Here is a 23,927-nt window from a genome sequence, read left to right as displayed (position 1 = left end):
GAAGCAAGCGGAGCCAATTGAGAATGTGGCAACGCGCAACAGGCATAACTCCACCAAACATTCGAATAAAGTCGCGATGAGCCCTGACCGGAAATCTGGCAGCATTTGACGCCTCGCCGGTACAGCGAGTAGCTAGTTCACGAGAACCGGACATTCGGTTTCACACAGCAAATAGCGGGGGAGTGCAGAGGTGGTCTCAGGTTTTTTACCAGTTTGCAGCCCTGTTTAAGATGGATCTTGGTTTCGGTTCCCGCAAGGACGTGCATCCTTTGCTTCCAAAACTTCCAAGCAAAGCGTCTATTAATTTAGGGGCACCCAAAACTCCATCTCAGAACGAGGGAAGTTTCGGGTTTCAGAGCGTTGGTTTCTGTTAAGACCTGGGATTGTTCACTGAACCCTGCGCATGCATCTGGCGTTTGCGATCGCGCGTGATGCGTGTCGCCTCTTCCGAGCCGTCATGAAAGGTGCCGAACCACTTGTCCCAGGGCATCTCGGCATTACCATAGTTGCATTCGTAGTACCGGTGGTGCAGCTGGTGAAAAAACGCACCGATCAGCAAGGCCTGACGGTCCTTTGCCCAGATTGCCTCATATCCTGAATGCGACGACGCCGCGCCCAGCATCAGCCAATAGCCGAGAAAGATCATGTGAACCGGGTGGCTGGGCAGAACCAGCACGATCAGGATAGCGCTGAGATAGCCGAATGCCTCGACCGGGTGCATCGACATGCCTGACCAGGGGCCGGTGTTGACGTTGCGGTGATGTACAGCGTGGACGTGTTTGTAGATAAACGGCTGGTGCAGAAACAGATGCACCACGTAGAAATGGAAGCTTTGCCAGATCGCCAGCACCGGGAACAGCGCGATGAACCAGATCGGGTGCGCTGCAAAGCTGAGCGTGCCGATATAATCGTTCGCGTACATCCAGCGCAGAAAGCACTCCAGCAGCGACAGGAAAGGCGCCCCGAAGACCAGCGAATAATACATGTTGTCCCAGGTCTGATAGCCGAACTTATAGAGCGCATTCTTGCGCTTCATGTAGGGGCGCGGGTCGTATTTCAGCAGCTTTCCCTGTCCATCGACCCCATAGAACCACATGTGCAGGCCACCGGCGACGATCAGAAGCAACGCCCAGTTTCGGATGAACACCCAGGACATCCAGCCAAAGGCATAAGAGGCTTGTTCTGGCCCAACTGGTTGCAGCCAGAACGCCACCACAAAGGCCAGCACCAGAAAGATCGAGCGGTCCGAGAATTGCAGCCAGTTCTGCCAGACCCATTTCCCCAGCGCACCCAGTTTCGGCGGCCAGTTCCAATAGGGGGCATATCTTACCGGCAATTCCGGATGCCAATGCCATTCACGGCTCATCGGGCCGGGCTTGGGCTGGGTTGTTGCGCTGTCTTGCGGATTGGTATCTGCGGTCGTCATGGGGTTTCCCTTTCCTGAATAAAGTAGCCTTGGTTTCAGGGCCGGGCCGGAGGTGGCTCGTAGGGATATTTTCGTGATGGCCGGCAATACATGATCGGGCCTATTCGTGGAACGGGCGGCGCTTGTCCAGCGCCTCGCGCAGCTTGTCCTGCTCGCCGGGTTTCATTGCAATGCTGGTCGCTGCATCCGGGTAACTGCCATCCAGCACCGCGCTGCGATAGGCGGTCAGGCCCTTCATCCGTTCGGCTTCCAGCTTGGCGCGGGCACCTGCCATGTCCGCAAAGGCCTTGGCATGACGTGGCGGGTTTTCGGTGTCTCCGCAGGCGTCTTCCTGAAACAGAAAGATCACATCCGCCGCCCCGCCGGACCCGATCGACTGGGTGATCAGCCCGGTGTGCGGGCTGATCTCGGCAATCGCCTCATCGGCTACGCATTCCAGCTCGACCGCATAGGCGCCGGCGTCCTCCAGACGGCGCAGATCCTCGGCCAGTTGCATCGCCTCATCCGCCGTGCGGCCATAGGCGCGCAGGCCGCCGATTTGCGTCGACAGGCGTGGCACGAGGCCTAGGTGCCCCTGCACCGCCAGACTCTCATCCGCCAGCAGTTCCACCGCTTTGAAACTGCGTAAGGTATATACCGCGTCTGCCCCTGCGGCAGCGGCGCGGATACCGGCGCGCAGGATGTCCTGATGGGTTTCGTAATCGCTGGCCATCAGCGCGGCGGTGGTAAAAGTGTTGGGGGCACCTGCGCGCACCTCATGCAGATCGTGGTCGACAATCGAAAGATGATCGATCCCGGCCGCTTCGGCAGCGGCAGCTTCGGTTCGGTTGACGGCAGTGGTCTGGACAAATTTGCGCCTGCCCTTGCCCGCCCTGACATCCGCAACCGTCAGGTTGCGGGTCGCGGGATATCCGCCAAAGGTATAGATCCGTTTCATCGCTGCCGCCGTCCTGTCTTATTCGGCCGCTTTGAGCTGCGAGCCCTGCGGGATTACCTCGTATCCCGGTTCTTCCGGCTCATCGTCCAGCATTTCCGGCGGGAAGCCCGGCGCGCGGATATCCAGACCGGTGGCCTCTTCCAGACGGCGGATGATGTTGGGCGAGTATTCCCGCTCGCCATAGCGCGAAATTCCGTCTTCAAAAATCTGAACCAGCATGGGTGAGATTTCCAGCGGCACGTTGTGGCGGTCAGCGACCTGCTGGAACAGGCCCGCGTCCTTTTTCACCAGATCCATGGTGAATGAGATATCGCGGCTACCGTTCAGGATCACCTGACTTTCAGTCTCATGCACGAAAGATGTGCCCGAGCTGATTTTCATCGCCTCATAGGTGGTGTTCAGATCCATGCCTGCGGCTTTGGCGGTGACCAGCGCTTCGCAGCAGGTGATCAGGTTGGCGGTCGCCAGATAGTTGGTGACAACCTTCAGCACCGAGGCCGAACCCAGATCGCCGGTGTGCAGAATGCGACGGCCCATGGTTTTCAGAAACGGCGCAATCCGGTCGAACGTGGCCCGGTCGCAGCCCGCGAAGATCGAGATATTGCCGGTCGCCGCCCGGTGGCAGCCGCCTGACACGGGGCAATCCACAGCTGCGCCACCCGCGTCCATCACCATGGCGCCAAGGCGCTTGACCTCAGCCTCGTCAGTGGTGGACATCTCCATCCAGATCTTGCCCTCGGTCACTTCGGGCAGCATCTGCTGCATTACCGCATCCGAGGCCGCGGGCGACGGCAGACACGTGATCACCGCATCGCAATCGCGCATCAATTGGGCGGGGTTTTCCGCCGCTTTGGCGCCCCGGCTGACGAATTCCGCAACCAGATCTTCGTTCAGGTCATGAACCGTCAGATCAATGCCATTGCGCAGCAACGAACCCGAGAGTTTCCCCCCAACATTCCCTAGACCGATAAATCCTACTTTCATGCGGGTGCTCCTGTTTTTCGATGCGAGTTGAAGATATGCCGTGATGACAGTCACGAGAAGCTAGTGGCGTTTGCTTCCTCGTGTAAAATGAATAAAACAGCCGGTAATGACCAATAATATTTGGTGCTAAAATGTCGAAATCGCCGAACCTGACCTGGCTCCGCTCCTTTGACAGCGCCGCCCGGCATATGAGCTTCACCGCCGCTGCGGCTGAACTTGGTATCACGCAAACCGCGCTGAGCCTGCATGTCCGCTCGCTTGAGGCGCAGCTGGGCTGTCCATTGTTCTTTCGCGCGGCGCGCAATCTCAGTCTGACCGAGGTCGGTCAGGCTTATGCGTTCTCGGTCCGGCGGGCCTTGGGCGATATTGACCTGTCGACATCAAGCCTGTTCGGGGCCAACCAGTCACAAGAACTGGTGGTGAGGGTGCCGATCTCAACCGCCGCTTTGTTTCTGGCGCACAGGCTGCCAGGCTTCTCTCGGAAGCATCCCAATTTCTCGATCAGGCTGGTGTCGAACATTTGGGCTGAGTCTGCGGGGCGCGAGAATGTCGATGTCGAGCTGCGTCTGGGCAAAGGTGAATGGAGCGACGCCCCTTTCCAAAAGATTTCGCAGGAGCGGATCGTTCCCATCGCTTCCCGAGAAACCGGGGCGGAAAAGGCGTCTGCCGAAGACCTTCTGCACATGCCGCAGATACAGATTCTGGGGTTTCAGAACATGTGGCAGCGGTATTTTTCTGCGCTCGAACTGGATTACCCGGCCCCTTCATCCTCCCTCACGGTGGATACGACCGTCGCTGCAGTGGATATCGCGGCGGCTGGCGGCGGGTATGCGGTGGTTCTTGAGCGGTTTGCCAATACCGCCATTGAAACAGGCCGGTTCATTGCGATTGTGGGCGATGCGGTTCCGATCGAACAAAGCCATTTTCTTGTCGGCGGCCAGAAATCCAAAGCCAACGATCCGGCCAGACAGGTTTTTGAGCAATGGATCAAGGAGGTGTTTGCCTGACTGCCTCCGTCTTGCGATGACGTGGGCTTGCCGGTCGTCTGAGTGGTCATGTGACGCTCTGACCTATCTTATTGGCGTGGGTGATGATGCGGTCCAGCGCGGTGGCAAACTGCGCGTCCTCAATGGTAAGGGCGACCCGCACCCAGTCCCTCAGGCTTTCGCCAAAGGCCGAGCCGGGCATGACCGAGACGCCATTTTCCAGCAGATCCCAGGCATAGGCGTCGCCGTCCAGTCCGCTGGCCGACACATTGACCAGCGCAAACATTCCGGCATCCGGGCGTTGAACAATCAGCCCGGTCTCAGCGTGCAGCCGATGCGCGAGCAATCTCGCACGCGCGGCGAAGCGGGACACCATGCCAGCCGCGACCGATGATCCGTCGCGCACGGCTTTTTCAGTCATGTCGGCGATGAAAGGTTGGTTGCCGAACAACATTGTTTCCGAGACGGGCAGCAGCGCATCGCAGAATGCGGCAGGCCCGACGCACCAACCGCTGCGAAACCCCGGTGCTGCGTGTGACTTGGAAATCGATGAGACGGCGATGACCCGATCAGCCAGCGCCGGATCAGAGAGCGGAGACACGAACTTGGCCCCGTTGAACACCAGATGCTCATACACTTCGTCTGAGATGATCCAGAGATCGTGTTTGATGGCCAGTTCGCCGATATCCCTCAGATCCGCGGCGCTGAGGATGGCCCCTGTGGGGTTGTGCGGAGTGTTCAGCAGGATGGCACGGCTGCGCGAGGTGATGCGGGTGGCAAGGTCCGCAGCCTGCAGCCGAAAGCCATTCTCAGGATGCAGCGGTACTGCGACCGGTTCGGCGCCCGAGGCGCGGATCACGCCCTCATAGGTGGCATACATCGGATCGCCCACCAGCACCTCGGTGCCTGCCTCGGCTACGCCCTGCATCACGGCATAAAGCGCGGTTTGGGTGCCTGGGAAGCAAAGGATATTCTCGGCCTGAAACCTGCGTCCGCGATTTGCGGTATAGGCTTCTGCAAGTGCTGTGCAAAGCCCGGCCTCACCGCGTCCGTTGGAATAGCGGGTGCGCCCGGACCGCAGCGCCAGTATCGCAGCCTCGCACAGGTCTTGCGGGGCAGGAACATCGGGCTCACCAATGGTCATTTCCACGATATCGGCTCCGGCCTCCACCAGCGCGCGCGCCTTCAGGTGTACCTCCCATTTGCCGCCGCCCAACCCGGCCAGCCGTTCGGTGATAGCACTCAGCTTCATTGGCTTTCGGCCTCCTGCGTCAGATCCAGATCAATGAGGGATGAGACCGATTGCAGCCCGATCTCTGCCAGTTCATCGGGGGCAAAGGCATCGGGAAGGGCGCCGCCTTCAAGCCAGAGCCCGTCCAGAACCGCGTTGCAGGCAATGGCCAGTTGCCGCAACCGGGCAGGGGGGACGGGGCATCGCGCCTCATCCAGCGCTGCGGCGATCAGCCGTTCCAGTTCATCGCGGAACGCGGCATAGGTTTGCTCATGCGTCGCCTTCATCTGCGGGTCATGCTGTACTTTGGTCAGAAAACTTGCCCACAGCGCGATGGCGCGCGAGTCGACAACCGGAGGTGTCAGCGACGCCCGGATGAACGCAGACAATTGGGCACGGGCATTGACCGTCACACCATGCGCCAGGGCCAGTGTCTGATCGGTCAGGGTTTTCATGTGATGCGCGTAGGCGGCAACGATCAGCTCTTCCTTTGAACTGAAGTAATGCCGGATCAGCCCTTGCGTGACGCCCGCACGCCGGGCGATATCCCGCACCGTGGCGCCACGCACGCCCTGTTCGGCCACCAGATCCAGCGTGGCAAGGATCAGCGCCTCCTGCCGCGACCAGGGACTTTCTCGTCTGAACTTCTTGCGTTCTGCACCCACCGGGGTTTCCATATCTGCCCGAGCCTGAAATTATACGGATGAATAATTACTGGCATTGCAACTTATCGCAATCCGAAAAGTGCGGCTCCGGCCAACACAGGTGCAGTCCCGATGTCGCAGGAGGTCGCGGCAACACCTTGCCAAAGCAAGGTTCCGTGGGGCAAACAAACCCTGTCGCAACCTTTGCAGCTTCGGAGAGACCCCGGTTGACTGAGTTTTCTGAAATCCCGGTGCTTGATCTCGCGCCACTGATAAACGGCGACGACACGACCGGCTTGGCCGAAGAGTTCCTCAATGCCTATGGTAAGACCGGGTTTGGATATGTCGTCAATCACGGTATTGATCCCGCTTTGCGTGCGGCCGTGTTTGCCGCGTCGAAGGCGTTTCACGCATTGCCAGAGGCCGACAAGCAGGCAATCGCGCTCAACAAAACGCATCGCGGTTATATCGCGATCAACACCTCTACGGACGTGAATTCGGATCTGGCAGAGGTGACAAAGCCCAATCAATCCGCATCTTTCATGATGATGCGTGAAGACGCCCAGGCTGACCCTGATGTCTATCTGTCCGGACCGAACCAGTGGCCTGAACTGGATGGGTTCCGGGCCACCTGCGAGGCTTACGCGCAGGCGATGACGGGGCTGGGCCGCAAGATACTCGGGCTGGCCCTGGATTCGATCGGTGCCGAGGACCGTTCGATTCTCGCGGCATTTGAAACGCCAACGATCTGGTTGCGCCTGCTTCACTATCCCCCGCAACCTGCGCAGGCGCCGGATGATCTGTATGGATCAGCGCCGCACAAGGATTTCGGGTTTTTGACATTGCTGGCGCAGGATGATGTCGGTGGTTTGCAGGTTCAGACACCAGCTGGCCATTGGGTCGATGCCCCGCCCATGAAAGACGCGTTTGTGGTCAATGTTGGCGACATGCTGCACCGGCTGACGAACGGACGGCTTTTGTCCACCCCTCACAGGGTAATAAATTCAACAGGGCGAGAGCGTTACTCGGTGCCCTTTTTCTTCGATCCACATGTCTGGGCCGATATTGCACCTCTTGCGGAAACGGGGCCCGCAAAGTTCGGGCCTTTGAACTTTGGTGAATTCCTGCGCGGCGAACTGGAGGCCGGCTATGACGCGCATCAGGACGATGCAAGCGACAGCGACTAACCAAGACGCTTTGCTTCGCAGTGCGCCAGGCCACAACAAAACGCCAGACGATCGACCACAGAAAGACCCCGAACTTATCGCTCGGGGTTCGTGATTCTGGAAACCTGTTCCAAAGCGGGTATGGAACTGCAGATCAACCGGCGACGACGTCTTGCCGTTGAACGCCCAGCCCCTCAATCCCCAATTCCATCCTGTCACCGGGTTTCAGATAGGTTTGCGGGCTTTGCCCCATGCCAACACCCGGAGGCGTCCCGGTCGAGATCACGTCCCCCGGTTGCAGCGACATGAACTGAGACAGATGTGAAATGACGGTTGCCACACCGAAATGCATCGTTCTGGTCGAGCCGTCCTGATATCGATGGCCATTTACCTCAAGATACATCGGCAGGTCCTGCGGGTCGGAAATCTCGTCCCGCGTCACCAGCCAGGGGCCGATGGGGCCAAACGTGTCGGCGGATTTGCCTTTGACCCACTGGCCCGAGCGGTGCAGCTGAAAATCGCGCTCGGACAAATCGTTGACCACACAATACCCTGCCACATGGTCCATGGCGTCGGCTTCGGACACGTATTTGGCCGCTTTCCCGATGACCACGCCCAGTTCGACCTCCCAATCGGTTTTGACTGAACCACGCGGGATTTCGACCGTATCGTTCGGGCCGATGATGGCAGAGGTCGCCTTGAAGAAAATCACGGGCTCTTCTGGCAATTCCATCCCGCTTTCCGCCGCATGATCGGCATAGTTCAGGCCAATGCAGATGAACTTGCCAACCTGGCCGACACAGGCACCGATACGCGGGTTGCCATCAACTTTGGGAAGGCTGCTGTGATCCATCGACCGCAACCGTGCAAGCGTCTCATCCCCGAGTACGTCACCGGAGATATCTTCGACCACACCCGAGAGTTCGCGAATGACACCCTCAGCATCGAGCAGCCCGGGTTTTTCAGCGCCCTGCGGGCCAAAGCGTAGCAATTTCATATCGTGTTTCCTTTGTCGCTCAGATCGTCCAGCCGCCATCAATGCCAAATGGCTGACCGGTTGTGTATGTGCTGGCATCGCTGGCCAGATATAGCGCGAGTTCCGCGACCTCTTCAGCAGTGCCGATCCGGCCCATCGGTTGCCGCGCGATGAAATCGGACTTTGCCTGCTCATAGTCCCCCGTTGCGCGCAGCCGCTCGTGCAGGCTGGGGCTGTCGACCGTGCCGGGGCAGATCGCGTTGCAGCGGATGCCCTGGGTCACAAAATCGGCAGCGATGGATTTGGTCAACCCGATGACAGCCGCTTTCGAGGCGCAATAGGCAAACCGGTTTGGTACGCCTTTCATGGAGGAGGCAACGGATGACATGTTGATGATCGACCCGCCACCGTTTTGCAGCATTCCGGGAAGGGTCAGTCGGATCAGCCGGAACATGGCTTTGACGTTGAGGTCAAAGCTGAAATCCCAGTCCCGCTCGGAACATTCAAGGATCGATCCGGCGGCAACATAACCGGCACAGTTGAATAAAACGTCCAGGTTGGGCAGCGTAGCCGCTACAGCCTCCACCGCCTCATTGTCCATAACGTCAAGCTTGAGGGTTTCGATTCCGCCCATGCGGCCGAGTTCGGCAAGAGTGGTATTGTTGATATCGCTGGCAATGACACGCGCGCCTTCCGCAGCGAACAGTTCAGAGGTTGCGCGCCCAATACCCTGACCGGCGGCCGTAATGAGAACGGTTTTGCCAGCAAGCCGGTTGGATGCGTTGAAAGTCGTCATAGGTGGCCTCGCAATTTAACAGACAGAAAGTCGTTCAGGTTGTCTGAGGGCAAGCATGCCGCAGAAAATGACGCTTCGACAGCATCTTCGTTGATTCTGCGTCGAAGTTAGCCGATGCCCGACGACAAAATCCAAGCTCGCATAGATTTTGAACCTGTAAGCGGGGGAGCTCTGCTGCCCAACCTTCTGCCACCTGGGCGTAGAGTTTTCCGCCTTTTCTCATCATGACTTGCTGGTATCGTCATGTGAGTTTGCCAGCATTGCCGGTGGGATGTTCCCGATGGCGCTGTGCGGTCTTTCTTTGTTGTAGTATCTACGCCGCTCCTCCATCTTTTCGCAAGCATCTGCCAGCGACAGGAACCAATGCATGTTCAGACACTCTGCTTTGAACTTGGAGTTAAATGCTTCGACGAAGGCGTTATCGGTTGGTTTGCCCGGGCGTGAGAAGTCGAGCGTGACGCCATTTTGATAGGCCCATAAGTCCATATCCCGAGAGATGAACTCGCTTCCATTATCCACCCGTATCGTCGCCGGGAAGCCGATCTGCAGACACACTCGATCCAGCGTAGCGACAACATCCTCGCCCTTGTAACTGAACTTCAGGTTGATGACGGGTGAAGGCCATATTTCGCGATGCACGGGACATCCGAGGCTTACAATTAGCGCAGGAGGCAAAGTCCTACGAAAAACAGATTGCCGATGTTCAGAAGCAGATCGATTTTCTGCTGGATAGAATTGTCGAAACAGACAATGCAACGGTGATCAAAGCCTACGAGAAAAAGATTCGCTCACTCGAAAAAAGAGAAGATCATTTTGCAGGAAAACCAAACCAAACCCATCCCTGCAACACGGGACTTTAGTGCCCCGCTAGAACTCTCCCATAACTTCCTCTCAAAACCTTAGAAGTTATGGGAAAGTGGCAAGATCTCAATGCGCAGAACGGTCTTGAAGCTGGTGTTTGCAGACCATCCTTCATATTGCTGCGAAACAGGAGCCAGAACACCCCAATTATCCATACCCTTCAAGGCTTTGACAGGTATTTCAGGTGTCTTGGGAAATAATGGTGGGTGATGAGAGACTCGAACTCCCGACATCTTCGGTGTAAACGAAGCGCTCTACCAACTGAGCTAATCACCCGTGGGGGCTGATTTAGACAAGCGTGCGCGCAGGTGCAAGAGGGTCTGAAAGAATTTCTTTCGATATCTTGTGCCTCGGGGCCGGGTCCTGAATGAAGCAATAGGGTGTGCGGCGTGCGTGATTGCCTTTTCATCGCGCTGGTTGTGCGTCGGGATCAGTCCTGATCGCGACAGAATTGCGCGCCGGGGCTGCGGCGTATTTCCGTCCGTGCGGGCAAAGGGCCTTGCCTGTCGCGTGCCGCCTCCGATATGCCGAGAGGGATTGCAACCCTCTGATCCGGAGGCACAAGATGCGCTGTCTGATCGCGGCATTGACCGTTTGCGCGTTGATCGCGACCCCGGTTCGGGCCGAGGGCGTGCTGGTTTTCGCCGCAGCCAGTCTCAAGACCGCGCTCGATGTTATTGCGACCGGGTTCGAAGCTGAGACGGGGCAGCAGGTGACAGTGTCCTACGCCGCCTCATCGGTGCTGGCGCGACAGATACAGGCAGGGGCACCTGCGGACCTGTTCATCTCGGCCAATCAAGACTGGATGGATGTGCTGCAGAACGAGGATCTGATCGCGAATGCTTCGCGCGTGGATTTGCTGGGGAACGGGCTGGTGTTGATTGGTGCGCCGGGTGCAGCAACCGCCGAGATCGAGGCCGGGTTTGCTCTGGTCGCCCGACTGAACGACGGGTATCTGGCGATGGCGCTGGTCGATGCGGTTCCTGCGGGGATCTACGGGAAGGCGGCGCTGCAGGGTCTGGGCCTTTGGGGCGGTGTTAAGGACCAGATCGCCCAGACGGATAATGTGCGCGCCGCACTGGCGCTGGTGGCTGCGGGGGCGGCGCCGTTGGGGATCGTCTATCGCTCGGATGCAATGGCCGAAGGGCGGGTCGGGGTCGTCGGGACCATCCCGGCAGAGTACCATCCGGCGATTGTTTATCCTGCAGCTCTGACCGTTTCGGCAAGCCCCGGGGCGCAGGCGTTTCTGACCTATCTGCAAGGGGATGCGGCGCGGGCAGAGTTTCTGAGGCAGGGGTTCTCCCTGCCGGATGGGTGACGTGATGGGTTGGCTGGGTCCGGCAGAACTGGAGGCCTTGCGTCTGTCGTTGCGTGTGTCGTTCTGGGCGACGCTGATCACGCTGCCTTTTGGCATATTCGTGGCCTACGCGCTGGCGCGCTGGCGCTTTCCGGGGCGGCAGGTGCTGAATGGTCTGGTGCATCTGCCCTTGATCCTGCCGCCGGTGGTGACCGGCTATTTGCTGCTGCTGACCTTCGGTATTCAGGGGCCGTTGGGCAAATCCCTGTCCGAACTGGGCATCGTCTTCGCCTTCCGCTGGACCGGGGCTGCGCTGGCCGCCGGGATCATGGCCTTTCCGCTGCTGGTGCGCGCGATCCGGCTGTCGATCGAGGCGGTCGACCCCAAGCTGGAACAGGCCGGGGCCACGCTGGGGGCTTCGCGCCTGATGGTGTTCGGAACCGTGACGCTGCCGATGATCCTGCCCGGCGTGATCGCGGGTGCAATTCTGGCCTTTGCAAAGGCGATGGGAGAGTTCGGGGCCACGATCACCTTTGTCTCGAACATCCCCGGCCAGACGCAGACGCTGCCTTCGGCGGTTTACGCGTTCCTGCAAGTGCCGGGGGGTGAGGCGGCGGCGACACGGCTGGTGATCATCTCGATCATCATCGCCATGGGGGCGCTGCTGCTGTCGGAATATGTGGGCCGCCGCGTGGCCGCACGGGTGGCCGGGTCATGAGCCTGTCTGTCCGCCTGCACCATCAGCTGCCGGGGATGGCGCTGGATCTGGATTTCGATGCGCCATCGGGCGTGACGGTCCTGTTCGGGCGCTCGGGGTCGGGCAAGACGACCATTGTCAACGCGGTGGCCGGGCTGCTGCGCCCCGAGGCCGGGCGCGTGGCGGTGGGGGACTGGGTGCTGTTCGACACTGAAAAGGGGCTGTGGCTGCCGCCGCATCGGCGGAGGCTGGGCTATATCTTTCAGGAAGGCCGCCTGTTTCCGCATCTTACCGTGCGCCAGAACCTGAACTATGGTCGCTGGTTCGCCCCGCGCGGCGCGCGGCGTGAAAGCCCCGACCGAGTGGTCGAGATGCTGGGCATCGGACACCTGCTGGACCGCCGCCCCGCGATGCTGTCGGGCGGTGAGAAGCAACGCGTTGCCATTGGCCGTGCCCTGCTGGCCAGCCCGCGCCTGATATTGGCGGATGAGCCGCTGGCGGCACTCGACGATGCCCGCAAGGCGGAAATCCTGCCTTATTTCGAGCGGCTGCGCGATGAAGTTTCGGTGCCGATCCTGTATGTGACCCATTCGGCGGCCGAGGTCGCGCGGCTGGCGACCTCGGTGGTGGCGCTGCAGGATGGGCAGGTGCTGCGCCATGGTCCGGCCTCCGAGGTGCTGGCCGACCCGTCGGTGGCCCCTGCCGGGGTGCGTGCCGTGGGGGCGGTGTTGCAGGTTCGTGTTGCAGCGCATCACGATGACGGGTTGTCCGAGCTGGTCGCAGGGGATGCGCGCCTGTTCCTGCCGCGTATCCGGCACAAGATCGGAGAGGCGCTGCGTATCCGCATCCCGGCGCAGGAAGTGATCCTGTCGAACAGGCTACCCGAAGGTCTTTCGGCGCTGAACGTATTGTCCGGGCAGGTCGAGGCGATCCGGGCGGGTGAGGGGCCCGGGGCTATCGTATCCGTCAAAACCCCGGCTGGGGTGGTGCTGGCGCGGGTCACCCGACGCTCGGTCGCGGCGCTGGGCTTGCAGGTCGGCAGCCCGTGCCACGCGGTGATCAAAACCGTGGCCCTTGCGCCTGAGGATGTGGGTGGGCGAGTCGAGCTTACCTAGCCGAGCGCCATTGCCTCATGCGCGCGCAGGATGCGCCGGGCGGCTTTGCCAAAACCGGGGGTCCCGCCATCGGTGCGATCGGGGAAGATCTCGGCCAGTTCCTGAAGTGCGTCCGAGGACAGAGTGTGCAGGCTTTCCTCACCCAGAAACAGACTTTCGGCATAGGCGCCTTCGGCGATCAGAATCTCGTGCCGGTCCAGAAGGATATGCAGATATTCGACCGGGGCATCGCTGGTGTCGATCCCGATACCGGGCCATGTGCACAAATGCTTGGCCGCGATCAGGACCTCGGCGGTGCCGAACAGCATTTCGACCCTGGGACCACGGATCAGGATGCGATGCTGCTGTGAGACCAGCAAATCCCGCGCCGGTACGCCGGGGCCAAGGCTGCCCGCAGATACTCGCACCGGACGCATGGCAGGGTTGGCGCGCAAGCGTTCGGGCGAGAGTACGCTGCTTTCGATCCAGCGGATCGGCTGCAAGCCGTGATCGGCGGTGGCCACCTTGTCAACCACGCGCAGGGTCTCAATGGCGCGTTCACCCTCGGCAGTCTCGATCAGGGTTCCGGCGGTGAAGCACACGCCTTCGATGGTGATGTCGATGATCTGGGTTTGTGTGCCGGTGAAGGTGAAGAACCCGTTGTCGAAGGTGGCGGTCACCGTCACCTCGAACGAGTCGGACACGATCTCTCCGTCATCGAGGCTGTCGAAGAACGCGGGATCGACGGTATAGGTCCACTCGCCGGTGGCTGAATCGATCGTCGCCGAGCCGAAATCCGGTGGATCGGAAATGGCCCAGCTGGCCCCGGTGAACGTTCCGAAATCCGAGGTCGCGGTTACGTCAAGATCGCCCTCGGCGATATTGGGCGGAAAGCCCGTAACATCGCCGGTGATGTCTCCGGATATGGTGACAACCGATGTCATTGGTTTTCCTGCTCCAGCAGTCTGGCAAACTCGGATTCGCGGTATAGTCGCATATGCACTTGTTGCCGGTCATCGCGCGTCCACTCGACGATGCGTTTTGTCGACATATCACTGCTGAGACGGTTGGTGCGCACGCGCGGGTGCGGAATGTCGCGCTTCAGCATCTCGACGATTTTGCGTGTCTGGCCGAATGGCGCCACCATATCGACGATCCAGAAGGACGTGCCGCCGGTGAAATCCGCATCCGTCAGAGGTTGGTCCTCAACCGCATAGCGATACTCGGCCTCGGGGCTGAGGCCTGCAAAGGTCACGAAACCGCGTGGAAAGCCGTTCTGGCGAAAGATATGGTACTGGCCCAGCCGCAGGGGTGTTTCAAAGGCGTGAAGGACTTGTGCCAGGCTGCGGCTGCGATGGGTTTTCGTCAACGCCGCCAGATAGAATAACACGCCGAAATCGGCATATTTTTCGGGTGAAAGATCAAACCAGTCTTTGGGGAACGGTTTTTGCACTGACCATCCTGTAATCAAATGATATGCCAATCATAGCGTGCATCATATTCATGGAAAGGATTTTCATGACACATGGTGCGGCCGATATGGAAGTTGTGCCCACGCTCATTATGTTGTCATGGTATGGTATTATTTGAATTCATGCTTTTTGCGACGCAAAGCCTGTGACCGAAAGGGTGTCTGACATGCGATTTCTGAAGCTCACCTGCCTGATAACCGCCATTCTGACACCTGCTGTTGCGTACGCCATCGGATTCGGGATCGGCGTGCGGCCCGCGTTTCGGACCACGGTGACGCCCTTGCAGAACGGTTCGTTCGAGGTGGCGGCCATCGGAACCTCGGCCCCGGTCGCCTATTGGTGCGGGATCGGCGATTACGCGATCCGGACATTGCGGACCTCTGCCACCCAGCGCATCTATATCTCAAAGCCTTATGAGCGAGGCGTTCGCACGGTACAGTTTTCACTGACACCGCCCACAGGGGCCGAGGACGTCACGACCTATTCCGTGACGGTCAAGACCCTCGGGGCCAGCATGACCGCCGCGTCTGCGCAGGGTTACTGCTGGGACAACTTCATCGATATGGGGTTCTGAGCGTCAGACCCATTTTGCCAGTGGCGGAAGGCTCATTAGAACCGCGTCCGGGTCATGCCCGGTTTCCAGCCCGAACTTGGTGCCTCGGTCATAGACCAGATTGTATTCGGCATAGAGCCCGCGATGTACAAGCTGGGTGTCTTTGTCAGCTGCGTCAAAGCCCTGCACCCGGCGCTTTTTGACCAGTGGCAGAAAGGCGGGCAGGAAGGCGCGGCCGATGTCCTGCGTCAGGGCGAAGTCGGCCTGCCAGTCGCCGGTGCAATAGTCATCCATGAAGATGCCACCCACGCCGCGCGCACGTTTGCGGTGGGGGATATAGAAATACTCATCGGCCCAGTCCTTGAGGCGCGGATAATGGCCCGCCCCGTGCGGGTCCAGATGCGCCTTTTGGGTGGCGTGGAAATGGGTGGTATCGTCACCATATTCGATGCAGGGGTTCAGGTCGGACCCGCCGCCGAACCACCAGGCATGCGGGGTCCAGAACATCCGGGTGTTCATATGCACCGCTGGTACATGCGGGTTCTGCATATGCGCCACCAGACTGATCCCCGAGGCCCAGAAGCGGGGGTCGTCTTTCATCCCCGGAATGCCCTTGCGCGCCGCCATCGCGTTCTGGGCGCGTTCGCCCAGAGTGCCATAGACGGTTGAGACATTGACGCCCACCTTCTCGAACACACGCCCGCCGCGCATCACCGACATCAATCCACCCCCCGCGTCCGAGCCATCGTCGGACTGGCGGGTGGTTTCCTTCACCTCGAACCGGCCTGGTTCGGCATCTGCGAAGGGGCCGGTGTCGTGGCTGTCTTCCAGCGCCTCGAATGCGGCGACGATCTCGTCCCGCAGCTGGCGGAACCAGGCGGATGCGGTGGTTTTTTCAGTGTCAAACATCAGGGTCAGTGGGCCGGGGCTGCGACGGGGTCCAGCAGGGTGCGGCCGCCGTCTATGGTCAGGATTTGCCCGGTCATGAAACCGGCGGCGTCCGAGGCGAGGAATTGCGCGGTTTCGACCAGTTCGTTCGGGGCGGCGATCCGGGCCAGCGGTGTGTGTTTCTCGATATCGTTGCGGAAATCGCGGTTTTCCTTCAGGGTGGATTGCAGTGATGCGCTCATCACCGATCCCAGCGCGATGGAATTCACGCGGATGCGGTTCGGGGCCAGCGCCACCGCCAGCGAGCGGGTCATCTGATCCAGCGCCGCGGTCGAGACCGAATAGGCCATCAGATCGGGATGGGTGCGCCGCGCGGCGATCGATGACAGGTTGATGATCGAACCGGCGGGATTTTCCTCGTCCCCATCGGCCTGTTTGATGAACCGCTTGGCAACAACCTGACTGAGCCGCAGGGCGGGCATCAGGTTCTGGTTCAGCAGCGTGCGCACGGAATCGTCGTCGGTGTCCAGCGGGTCAGACGGGATCACCTGCCGCGCGCCGTTGATCAGGATATCGACCTGATCGAATGCGTCCAGCGTCGCCGAAAGCAGGTTGGCAATGGTCAGTTTCTCGCGCAGATCGCCCGCGAAATAACGGAAGTTGCTGTCATCGGTCTGTTCGCCCAGCTCTTCGGCCAAACGCTTTTCGTCCATATCGGCGAACATGACATTGGCACCTGCATCGGCAAAGTGCCGTCCGATGGCCAGACCGATGCCATTGGCGCCGCCGGTGACGATTGCGGTCTTGCCCGCGATGGAAAAGGACATGCGAATCCTCCTGAGTTCTGGCGCAGGTTAGCGGACCTCAGCCCCGAGGGCGAGAGGCATGGAACACCTTGAACCGGTTGTCTCCGGCAACCTCTTCAACCCGTGCGAAAGCTTCGGCCAGCGTGGCCTCGTAAGGCAGGTGGCGATTGGAGACCATCCACAGGGCGCCGTTGCGTGTCAGATTGCGCGCGGCGCTGGCGATAAAGCCCTGGCCCAAAGCCGGATCGGCACTGCGCGAGGTATGAAAGGGCGGGTTCATCACCACCATGTCCAGCGGCTCGGGCGCGGTCCAGGTGGTGGCGTCGGCCCAATGAAACTGTGCGCGCGGGTCCGCTACGTTGGTGCGGGCGCAGGAAAGGGCGGTGTGATCGGCCTCGACCAGATGCAAGCTATGCAGGGCGTCATGGGTTAGGTTGGCCGACAGGAAACCCCAGCCCGCCCCCAGATCGGCGATGTGCGCGCCGCGTTTCGCGGGCAGAGCGTTCAGCAGCAGTGCCGAGGCCGGATCGATGCCATCGGCGGAAAACACCCCGGGCGCGGTCTGGTAGCCATCGACCATCTGGTCCTTGGGCGCGGCCCAATCGGCGAACGCGACCGCATCGGACTGAAACCAGAAAATCTTGCCATGCGCTTTCGAGATTGGCCCTTCGACCGCAACCCGCTTGCGGATGTCTTTCAGCAGGCTGTCGACGCCATCGGTTTTGGCCCCATCAATCACGATGGTCCCGCTGGCGCGACTGCAGGCCTGATGCACCAGCGCCCGGGCCAGTGCCTTGGCGCGCGGCAGAAAGACGATGGCATCCTGACAAGGCGCATCACTTTCCGGTGTCGTCGCAAATCCCTGCGCGGCAAAGTGATCATGGAACGGTTTGAAAGGCTGCACCACCTGCGTCTGCGGCGCCAGATCCGACAGATCATGATCCGTGGTCGGGGCCAGAACTGTCAGCGGTTGCGACAGGCTGAGCCCGCTGGTCAGAGCTAGATCAAGGCGAGGGGACATGGGCAAACCCGGCTGCGGAGGCGCGTTATTCTTCGCGTTCCATGGTGCATTGCAGCGGGTGCTGGTGCCGGCGCGCGAAATCCATCACCTGACCCACTTTGGTTTCGGCAATCTCGTGGCTGAAGACGCCGACCACCGCGACACCTTTCTTGTGCACGGTCAGCATGATCTCGAACGCCTGCGCGTGGGTCATGCCGAAGAACCGCTCCAGCACATGCACGACGAACTCCATCGGGGTGTAGTCGTCGTTCAGCAGCAACACCTTATACAGCGGCGGCCGCTTGGTCTTTGGGCGCGTCTGCACCAGGATCGACGTGTCGTCGTCCTCGTTGTCCTTATCAGACATGATCCACTGGTCTTCGCGCATTGCTGTAAGAGAATCCGATTCAGGCTTCGGTTGTTTCAGGGCTTATATAACGTCACCATCGTCAGAGAAAAGAGCCATGAGTCGGAATCGCGATGCAGAACAAACTGACCACAATCGGGTTCGATGCCGATGACACGCTGTGGCACAACGAGCGGTTTTTTCAGCTGACGCAGGCCTATTTCGCCGAGCTGCTGGCCGATCATGCCGAGCGCGACCACCTGATGGAGCGGCTTCTGGCCGCTGAAAGGCGCAACATCCGGCACTATGGCTATGGCATCAAAGGGTTCATCCTGTCGATGATCGAAACTGCCATCGAAGTGACCGAGGACCGGGTCCCGGCGCAGGTGATCCGGCAATTGATCGAAGCCGGGCAAGAGATGCTGGCCCATCCCATCGAATTGCTGCCCCATGCCCGCGAAGCCATCGAGGCGGTGTCCGGCACACACCGGGTCGTGCTGATCACCAAGGGCGATCTCATTGACCAGGAGCGCAAGCTGGCGCAATCCGGGCTGGGTGAGCTGTTCGATGGGGTCGAGATCGTGTCCGAGAAAACGGCGGCAACCTATGCGTCGATCTTTGCGCAGCACGGTGACGGAGCCGAGGCGTCGATGATGGTGGGGAACTCGATGCGCTCCGATGTGGTGGCCCCAATCGAGGCCGGATGCTGGGGGGTTTATGTCCCGCACGGGCTGGTATGGGAAATTGAACAGGCCGAGGTGCCCGCTGCCAGCCCGCGTTTCCGCGAGCTGCGCGATCTGGGCGATCTTGCGGCGCTGGTGGCGCGGATTTCCTGATCTGTTGCCGTTTCGCCGCAGTTGTCGGAAAATCGAATCAATACTTTGCCTGATTTCTGGCATAATTGCCGGTTTCGTGGATGGGGCCGCATTCGCCACAAGATATGGCAGCGCGACATCCAGGATTGTGATCGCTGCGGCCTGACCTTTTGGTTTCTTTAAACCGATCTCTGTGCTAACCTGAAGAGTATTAAGAAAAGAAATCCGACCGGGAAAACCTGGCGGAACGAGGCAGACAGAGGCAAAGATCGTGCAGATTCGGCGGACAGTTCCGGCCCGAATGGGCTTATTCCTTATAGCATTTCTGTGGTTGCTTTCTTTTGCGCCACTGCAAGGCATGGCGGCGCCCTACGCGGCCATGGTCATCGACGCGCGTACAGGCGAGGTATTGCATGCACGCAATGCCGACAGCCGCCTGCATCCGGCGTCGCTGACCAAGATGATGACACTCTATATCGCGTTCGAGGCGATCCGGAATGGTGAGATCACGCTGGATACCCCGGTGCGCATCACCAAAGCCGCCGCGGCCGAGCCGCCCTCGAAGCTGGGTTTGCGCAGCGGGCAGACCATTCAGTTCCGCTTTCTGATCCGGGCGGCGGCGGTGAAATCGGCCAACGACGCGGCAACAGCTATCGGTATCGCGATCAGCGGGTCCGAGGCGGCCTTTGCCCGCCGCATGACGCGCACCGCCAAGGCGATGGGGATGAGCCGGACAACCTTCAAGAATGCCCATGGCCTGACCGAAGCAGGGCATTTGTCGACCGCGCGCGACATGACCACGCTGGGCCGTCATCTGCTGTATGACTATCCGCAGTATTACAACCTGTTCTCGCGCCAATCGACTCATGCCGGGATCAAAACTGTTCCCAACACGAACCGGCGTCTGCTGGCTGCGTATCGGGGCGCGGATGGTATCAAGACCGGCTATACCCGCGCGGCGGGTTTCAACCTGGTCGCCTCGGCCAAGCGTAAGGATGAACGCATCATCGCAACCGTCTTTGGTGGCAAATCCGGCGCCTCGCGGAACGCGCGTGTGGCCGAACTGCTGGATATGGGTTTCCGCCGTGCCCCTTCGCGCGCGCCGATCCGTAAGCCTGCACGGCCTGCGTATGCCGGGAACACCGGTATCGGTGGCACGGTTCAGGTCGCACAAGCGGGCCCGCCAAAGACCAGCCTGCGCCCGGTGCTCCGCCCTGTGGCTGCCGTTCAGGTGGCAGGTTCGGTAGCAGAAACAGCCGCCAAGAACGGTGCGCGCATTCAGGACGGTATCGCTGCGGCCATCGCATCGGCGGATATCGCGCCCTCTGGCAGCACAAAGCGTCCTGAGGCGCGGCCGGAGAACGTGGTTCTGGCCTCGGCTGAGCCTGTCAGACAGCCCGAGCCGGAGCCGGAGGTAGTCACCCGCCTGTCCACATCAGGCGGGCATCTGTGGGGCGTGAATGTTGGCCGCTATACCACGCGGTATGAGGCCGAGAAGGTCCTGCTGAAAACCGCCCTGTCAGAAATGACCACGCTGGAAGGTACGCTGCGCAAGGTGAACCAAAGCTCGCGCGGCTTTGACGCGACATTTCAGGGCATGACCCGCGAACAGGCCGATCTGGCCTGCCGCCGGCTGCAGGCACGCAATGTTACATGTTTCATGATCGGGCCGTCATAAGACCCGACATATTCTCTCCTGGATGGGTCTGGGCTGCGATACTCTCGCAGCCCTTTTTTATGCCTGATCAATCAAAGACGTGACCATGCTGGTATTGCTCATCCTGCCCGGCGGCGGCGGTCAGGGCGGCCACGTTATCCTTGGTGAAAAAGCCGTCATAGTGATGGCAGCGTTCGATATATTCGGTAATCAGCAACGTGTGTTTCGAGTGTTTCGAGAAGATCTGTTTCAGGTTCGGATCATCTTTGCACTCACCCACCACATGGGCCAGAAACGGCACGCCCTTGTCTTTCAGCGTGTTGACCACGAAGTCGACATTCTTTTCTCCCGCGCCATGGTCGCCGTCCTGAACCTCGACCGCCATATGGTGCAAGCGACGCCCGAAGTTGCGCACGAAATCTTCGGTCGGCATGGGCAGTTTGGCGAAGGAGTTCACGAAGGACGGCGTGTTGTTGGCCGTGAAAACCTTGGCGGGGGATTTCTTGTCGTCATCCACATTCGCATTGCGGTTCACATTGGTCGACGAATTCATGTCGAAGATGTTGTACGCCCCCCAGAAATAATAAGGGACCATGGTCAGAAACTCGAGGATTGCGTCCTCACGCTCACCCGCCAGCACCCGCGTGGCGAGGTGGTCGATGCCCAGCATCAGCGGCGCGATCTTGCTGTCGGCACCGAAGGCCGCGGCCTGATCGAGCCGCGCTTGTTCCGCGTCGCTCAGCAAAACACGGTCGCCCAGTCCCAGACTATCGGTATCGTTGAAATCCATCGTGGAATAGCCGACACGATTGCAGGTGAAATCCGACGGCGTGGTAAAACGGAAGCCGTCCAGCGTGTAGAAAGGGTTCTCGGTGTCGCCCGGGTATTCAAAGCGAATGTTCTGATCCTCCAGCGTCCCGGTCAGCGCTTTCAGATCGGTGGCACCGTAAATCTCACCCACATATCGCGTTTGCGGCTTGCCGCGCGCCAACGGGTACATGCGATTGATGCGCGGGATGAAGTCTTCGAACACAGGGCTGAGCGGCGCCATCACGATCAGCGCCGGGTAATCGGAATGCGAGTGCATCACCGAGAACTTGTGTGTCGGACCTAGATAGCTGGCCGTATGGCGATATGGGGTCATCACGTAAAGCTCGACCAGCGTGTCGAATAGCGCGTCGGTTTCGACCTGAAGGACAATCGCGCGCATCGCGTCGACCTGATCGGCAATGCCCGAGCTGATGCGGCGTTCGTAAATCTTCGGCAGGTATTCGGTGAAGAAGTCCGAGTTTTTCTTGTCGCCCCGGGGTTCATAGGACATCAGATCGAATGACATTGGTTCACCTCCTTGCGGCGCATTGCTTGGATTTGTGGCAGTCAGATCATGCACTTGCCATTCATGCTAGGCGCTTCGACCTGTCCGGGCAACAGACTGCATATGGGATGCGAACCTGACGCAACGATGACTAAGACATGAATTTCTTAACCTCGATGCCGCCTTCGATCAGGTTTTCACGCACCGACCGTGCGATCTGAACCGCTGTCGGACCGTCGCCATGCAGGCAGATCGTGTCGATAGAGGTCTCAAGCCGCTTGCCGGATTCGGTGATGATCGCGCCTTCTTTCACCATGTTGACGATGCGTGGCCCGGCCAGCGCCGGATCATGAATCACCGCGCCCGGCAGAGACCGGTCCACCAGCGTACCGTCGTCGTTATAGGCGCGGTCGGCAAAGATCTCGCCCACCCATTTGCAGCCCAGTTCGCGCACCGCTTCTTCCTGTTTGGTGACGGCCAGCACCATGATGATGATGTCCGGGTCTACGTCCAATGCGCCCTGATAGCAGGCCCGCGCCATGTCGATATCGACCGAGCACATGTTGGCCAGCGCCCCGTGCAGCTTCAGGTGCCGCACTTCAGTGCCCACTGCCTTGGCCATTCCGATCGCCGATCCCAGTTGATAGCGCACCAGATTGCGCAAGCTGTCATGGGGTACCTTCATGTTCCGCCGGCCGAACCCCTGCAGGTCGGGAAAGCCTGGATGCGCGCCGATGCCCACGCCGTTCTTGGCCGCAAGCACCATCGTACTGGCCATCACATCCGGGTCGCCCGCATGAAAGCCGCAGGCGATATTGGCCGAGGTAATGATCTTCAGCAGGCTTTCATCATCGCCCATCTTCCAAGGGCCAAAGCTTTCGCCCATATCGGCATTCAGATCGACGCTCGGCATCGCGATAACTCCTTATTCGGTGGCGGAGATCATTCCGCTGATCAATTGGTAGGACAGAAGGTCGGGGATGTCATGCGGATCGCGAACCAGAGGTTCGACGCGACCCGGCAGGCGGGCAAGGTCTGCGTCAAAGGCGGCTTGCAGCGGGGTGGCCTGTTCCAGCGATACGAACGTGAACTGAACCGGGCTACCCGCCGGGGTCTGCGCCGCGCGGGGCAGGTCGCAGGGCAGAACGGTCGCGATGCGGGGATAGCCTCCGGTCGTCTGACATTCGGGCAGCAGGATAAACGGCGCGCCGGTGCCGGTCATCTGGATGTCGCCGGGGGTTATGACCTCGGACAGAATGTTCAGCTGTCCTCTGGCCGCGAACCCGTCACCGTCGCTGTCCAGTTGCATGCCCATGCGGTTGGCCCGCGCGCCGCGGCGGAAGGTCGTCTGGGTAAACCGCGCCAGTGTTTCGTCATCGAACAATGCGGTCTGAAAGCTGGCCACCACCCGCAACACCCCGCCCGAGAACCGGTCATCTGCGCGCAGTTTCAGACCCGTCTTGCCGATTCCCGTCGCAGGCAGGTGATCGCCCGCTTGAACAGCGCGCCCGATTCTGGCGGTTAGATGGGCGGCGCGCGAGCCCAGCATCACCTCGCTCCCAATCCCGCCACCCAGATGCAGATACCCGTAACCGCCCTGCAGCATCGATCCGATCACCAACCGCTGTCCGGCCTCCATCTGGTGCGAAGCATTCCACAGGACCGGGCTGCCATCGATACTGGCCTGCATCGGCGCACCGGTCAGGGCGATGGCGGTCGGCTCGGTTGCCTCGAACTCACCACCCATGCCCGCCATTTCAAGGGCTGCGCAGGTCGGGCTCTGCCCCAGCAACGCCGCACCTTCGTGTAAGGCGAAAACATCTGCCGCGCCCGAACGCGACAGGCCCTGAGCCAGATATCCGGTGCGCCCCAGATCCTGGATGGTGCAGGCCGGACCAATGCGACGGACGATCAGACTCATGCCGTGATCTCCTCATAGCGCGCGCCGCCAGACCCATCGGTGCAGGTCGCCCGGATCTC

26 protein-coding genes, 1 tRNA gene and 1 pseudogene (1 of these 28 only partly in view) are annotated in these 23,927 nt (G+C 60.1%); 9 read left to right on the top strand and 19 right to left on the bottom strand.

What is annotated here, in order from left to right:
• Positions 1 to 370: 370 nt before the first annotated feature.
• From ACR3E4_RS04520 to ACR3E4_RS04510, 3 genes are all read right to left on the bottom strand, one after another.
• Entirely contained in the window at positions 371 to 1,426 is a 1,056-nt protein-coding gene (locus tag ACR3E4_RS04520) for a sterol desaturase family protein (protein WP_480536614.1), read from the bottom strand.
• A 100-nt stretch (positions 1,427 to 1,526) separates the two neighbouring features.
• Entirely contained in the window at positions 1,527 to 2,363 is an 837-nt protein-coding gene (locus ACR3E4_RS04515; protein ID WP_480536613.1) for a 3-methyl-2-oxobutanoate hydroxymethyltransferase, read from the bottom strand.
• A gap of 18 nt (positions 2,364 to 2,381) precedes the next feature.
• Positions 2,382 to 3,347: an NAD(P)-dependent oxidoreductase gene (locus tag ACR3E4_RS04510; protein ID WP_480536611.1), complete on the bottom strand. Its 966-nt coding sequence runs from the start codon at positions 3,345 to 3,347 to the stop codon at positions 2,382 to 2,384.
• A 131-nt stretch (positions 3,348 to 3,478) separates the two neighbouring features.
• Between ACR3E4_RS04510 and ACR3E4_RS04505 the strand changes: the two genes are divergently transcribed.
• Positions 3,479 to 4,354 carry a LysR substrate-binding domain-containing protein gene (locus tag ACR3E4_RS04505; protein ID WP_480536610.1) on the top strand — a complete coding sequence of 292 codons (876 nt, stop codon included), beginning with the start codon at positions 3,479 to 3,481 and terminating at the stop codon, positions 4,352 to 4,354.
• Between the two features lie 46 nt (positions 4,355 to 4,400).
• Here the strand turns inward: ACR3E4_RS04505 and ACR3E4_RS04500 are convergent, their stop codons facing one another.
• Both ACR3E4_RS04500 and ACR3E4_RS04495 read right to left on the bottom strand, forming a co-directional pair.
• On the bottom strand, positions 4,401 to 5,585 hold the full coding sequence (locus tag ACR3E4_RS04500) for a pyridoxal phosphate-dependent aminotransferase (RefSeq protein ID WP_480536608.1): 1,185 nt from the start codon (positions 5,583 to 5,585) through the stop codon (positions 4,401 to 4,403).
• Positions 5,582 to 6,229, bottom strand: coding sequence for a TetR family transcriptional regulator C-terminal domain-containing protein (locus ACR3E4_RS04495; protein ID WP_480567061.1), 648 nt, complete (start codon positions 6,227 to 6,229; stop codon positions 5,582 to 5,584). The genes ACR3E4_RS04500 and ACR3E4_RS04495 overlap by 4 nt, the downstream gene beginning before the upstream one ends.
• A 206-nt stretch (positions 6,230 to 6,435) precedes the next feature.
• Here ACR3E4_RS04495 and ACR3E4_RS04490 point away from each other — a divergent pair, with 206 nt between their 5' ends.
• Positions 6,436 to 7,395: an isopenicillin N synthase family dioxygenase gene (locus ACR3E4_RS04490; protein WP_480536604.1), complete on the top strand. Its 960-nt coding sequence runs from the start codon at positions 6,436 to 6,438 to the stop codon at positions 7,393 to 7,395.
• A gap of 133 nt (positions 7,396 to 7,528) precedes the next feature.
• On the opposite strand, the gene ACR3E4_RS04485 is transcribed toward ACR3E4_RS04490, so the two are convergent.
• The 3 genes and pseudogenes from ACR3E4_RS04485 to ACR3E4_RS04475 form a co-directional block, all read right to left on the bottom strand.
• Positions 7,529 to 8,371: a fumarylacetoacetate hydrolase family protein gene (locus ACR3E4_RS04485; RefSeq protein ID WP_480536603.1), complete on the bottom strand. Its 843-nt coding sequence runs from the start codon at positions 8,369 to 8,371 to the stop codon at positions 7,529 to 7,531.
• Between the two features lie 19 nt (positions 8,372 to 8,390).
• On the bottom strand, positions 8,391 to 9,146 hold the full coding sequence (locus tag ACR3E4_RS04480; protein WP_480536602.1) for an SDR family oxidoreductase: 756 nt from the start codon (positions 9,144 to 9,146) through the stop codon (positions 8,391 to 8,393).
• 222 nt (positions 9,147 to 9,368) lie between these two features.
• Positions 9,369 to 9,761: pseudogene (locus ACR3E4_RS04475) on the bottom strand (integrase core domain-containing protein); the annotation flags it as partial.
• Between ACR3E4_RS04475 and ACR3E4_RS04470 the strand changes: the two are divergent.
• Positions 9,761 to 10,006: a hypothetical protein gene (locus tag ACR3E4_RS04470; protein ID WP_480536528.1), complete on the top strand. Its 246-nt coding sequence runs from the start codon at positions 9,761 to 9,763 to the stop codon at positions 10,004 to 10,006. The pseudogene ACR3E4_RS04475 and the gene ACR3E4_RS04470 sit on opposite strands and share 1 nt — an antisense overlap.
• 201 nt (positions 10,007 to 10,207) lie before the next feature.
• Here the strand turns inward: ACR3E4_RS04470 and ACR3E4_RS04465 are convergent.
• A tRNA-Val gene (locus ACR3E4_RS04465) sits at positions 10,208 to 10,283 on the bottom strand.
• Positions 10,284 to 10,572: 289 nt separating this feature from the next.
• Here ACR3E4_RS04465 and modA point away from each other — a divergent pair.
• From modA to modC, 3 genes are read left to right on the top strand one after another with little or no spacing between them, the layout of a single operon-like run.
• On the top strand, positions 10,573 to 11,325 hold the full coding sequence (gene modA, locus ACR3E4_RS04460; RefSeq protein WP_480536527.1) for a molybdate ABC transporter substrate-binding protein: 753 nt from the start codon (positions 10,573 to 10,575) through the stop codon (positions 11,323 to 11,325).
• A 4-nt stretch (positions 11,326 to 11,329) separates the two neighbouring features.
• Positions 11,330 to 12,022: a molybdate ABC transporter permease subunit gene (gene modB / locus ACR3E4_RS04455; protein WP_480536530.1), complete on the top strand. Its 693-nt coding sequence runs from the start codon at positions 11,330 to 11,332 to the stop codon at positions 12,020 to 12,022.
• Positions 12,019 to 13,116 carry a molybdenum ABC transporter ATP-binding protein gene (gene modC, locus ACR3E4_RS04450; protein WP_480536526.1) on the top strand — a complete coding sequence of 366 codons (1,098 nt, stop codon included), beginning with the start codon at positions 12,019 to 12,021 and terminating at the stop codon, positions 13,114 to 13,116. Before modB ends, modC begins: the two co-directional genes overlap by 4 nt.
• Here modC and ACR3E4_RS04445 read toward each other — a convergent pair.
• Together ACR3E4_RS04445 and ACR3E4_RS04440 are read right to left on the bottom strand one after the other, a co-directional pair.
• Positions 13,113 to 14,039 (bottom strand): Hint domain-containing protein, encoded by a 927-nt coding sequence (locus ACR3E4_RS04445; RefSeq protein ID WP_480536524.1) that lies wholly within the window; start codon positions 14,037 to 14,039, stop codon positions 13,113 to 13,115. The two genes, modC and ACR3E4_RS04445, sit on opposite strands and share 4 nt — an antisense overlap.
• On the bottom strand, positions 14,036 to 14,548 hold the full coding sequence (locus tag ACR3E4_RS04440; protein ID WP_480536523.1) for a toxin-activating lysine-acyltransferase: 513 nt from the start codon (positions 14,546 to 14,548) through the stop codon (positions 14,036 to 14,038). The genes ACR3E4_RS04445 and ACR3E4_RS04440 overlap by 4 nt, the downstream gene beginning before the upstream one ends.
• Before the next feature lie 185 nt (positions 14,549 to 14,733).
• On the opposite strand from ACR3E4_RS04440, the gene ACR3E4_RS04435 reads away from it, so the two are divergent.
• Complete coding sequence (locus ACR3E4_RS04435) at positions 14,734 to 15,141, top strand: hypothetical protein (RefSeq protein ID WP_480536521.1); 408 nt, start codon at positions 14,734 to 14,736, stop codon at positions 15,139 to 15,141.
• Between the two features lie 3 nt (positions 15,142 to 15,144).
• Here the strand turns inward: ACR3E4_RS04435 and hemF are convergent, their stop codons facing one another.
• From hemF to clpS, 4 genes are read right to left on the bottom strand one after another with little or no spacing between them, the layout of a single operon-like run.
• On the bottom strand, positions 15,145 to 16,029 hold the full coding sequence (hemF, locus tag ACR3E4_RS04430) for an oxygen-dependent coproporphyrinogen oxidase (protein WP_480536520.1): 885 nt from the start codon (positions 16,027 to 16,029) through the stop codon (positions 15,145 to 15,147).
• A 5-nt stretch (positions 16,030 to 16,034) separates the two neighbouring features.
• Complete coding sequence (locus ACR3E4_RS04425; RefSeq protein WP_480536519.1) at positions 16,035 to 16,835, bottom strand: SDR family NAD(P)-dependent oxidoreductase; 801 nt, start codon at positions 16,833 to 16,835, stop codon at positions 16,035 to 16,037.
• Positions 16,836 to 16,872: 37 nt separating this feature from the next.
• Positions 16,873 to 17,835, bottom strand: a complete 963-nt coding sequence (locus ACR3E4_RS04420; RefSeq protein WP_480536517.1) for a class I SAM-dependent methyltransferase — start codon at positions 17,833 to 17,835, stop codon at positions 16,873 to 16,875.
• Between the two features lie 25 nt (positions 17,836 to 17,860).
• On the bottom strand, positions 17,861 to 18,202 hold the full coding sequence (clpS, locus tag ACR3E4_RS04415) for an ATP-dependent Clp protease adapter ClpS (protein ID WP_480536516.1): 342 nt from the start codon (positions 18,200 to 18,202) through the stop codon (positions 17,861 to 17,863).
• Between the two features lie 92 nt (positions 18,203 to 18,294).
• Here clpS and ACR3E4_RS04410 point away from each other — a divergent pair, with 92 nt between their 5' ends.
• A complete protein-coding gene (locus ACR3E4_RS04410) occupies positions 18,295 to 18,996 on the top strand; it encodes an HAD family hydrolase (protein ID WP_480536514.1) in 702 nt (233 codons plus the stop codon).
• A 280-nt stretch (positions 18,997 to 19,276) separates the two neighbouring features.
• Positions 19,277 to 20,653 carry a D-alanyl-D-alanine carboxypeptidase family protein gene (locus tag ACR3E4_RS04405; RefSeq protein ID WP_480536513.1) on the top strand — a complete coding sequence of 459 codons (1,377 nt, stop codon included), beginning with the start codon at positions 19,277 to 19,279 and terminating at the stop codon, positions 20,651 to 20,653.
• Positions 20,654 to 20,720: 67 nt separating this feature from the next.
• On the opposite strand, the gene ACR3E4_RS04400 is transcribed toward ACR3E4_RS04405, so the two are convergent.
• The 4 genes from ACR3E4_RS04400 to ACR3E4_RS04385 form a co-directional block, all read right to left on the bottom strand.
• The gene (locus ACR3E4_RS04400) at positions 20,721 to 21,968 is read right to left on the bottom strand and encodes a hypothetical protein (protein ID WP_480536512.1); all 1,248 of its coding nucleotides are present in this window, start codon (positions 21,966 to 21,968) and stop codon (positions 20,721 to 20,723) included.
• Between the two features lie 130 nt (positions 21,969 to 22,098).
• On the bottom strand, positions 22,099 to 22,860 hold the full coding sequence (locus ACR3E4_RS04395) for a LamB/YcsF family protein (RefSeq protein WP_480536511.1): 762 nt from the start codon (positions 22,858 to 22,860) through the stop codon (positions 22,099 to 22,101).
• Positions 22,861 to 22,872: 12 nt separating this feature from the next.
• Complete coding sequence (locus ACR3E4_RS04390; protein WP_480536509.1) at positions 22,873 to 23,868, bottom strand: 5-oxoprolinase subunit C family protein; 996 nt, start codon at positions 23,866 to 23,868, stop codon at positions 22,873 to 22,875.
• On the bottom strand, positions 23,865 to 23,927 hold the 3' end of the coding sequence (locus tag ACR3E4_RS04385; protein ID WP_480536508.1) for a 5-oxoprolinase subunit B family protein. 687 nt of this gene lie beyond the right edge of the window; the window shows 63 of its 750 coding nt (coding positions 688-750); the start codon falls outside the window, past its right edge; it ends in the stop codon at positions 23,865 to 23,867. The genes ACR3E4_RS04390 and ACR3E4_RS04385 overlap by 4 nt, the downstream gene beginning before the upstream one ends.

Source organism: Ruegeria sp. AP11 (assembly GCF_056535865.1).
Note: the sequence above shows the minus strand (reverse complement) of the source record. Positions and strands in the feature narration are given on the sequence as shown.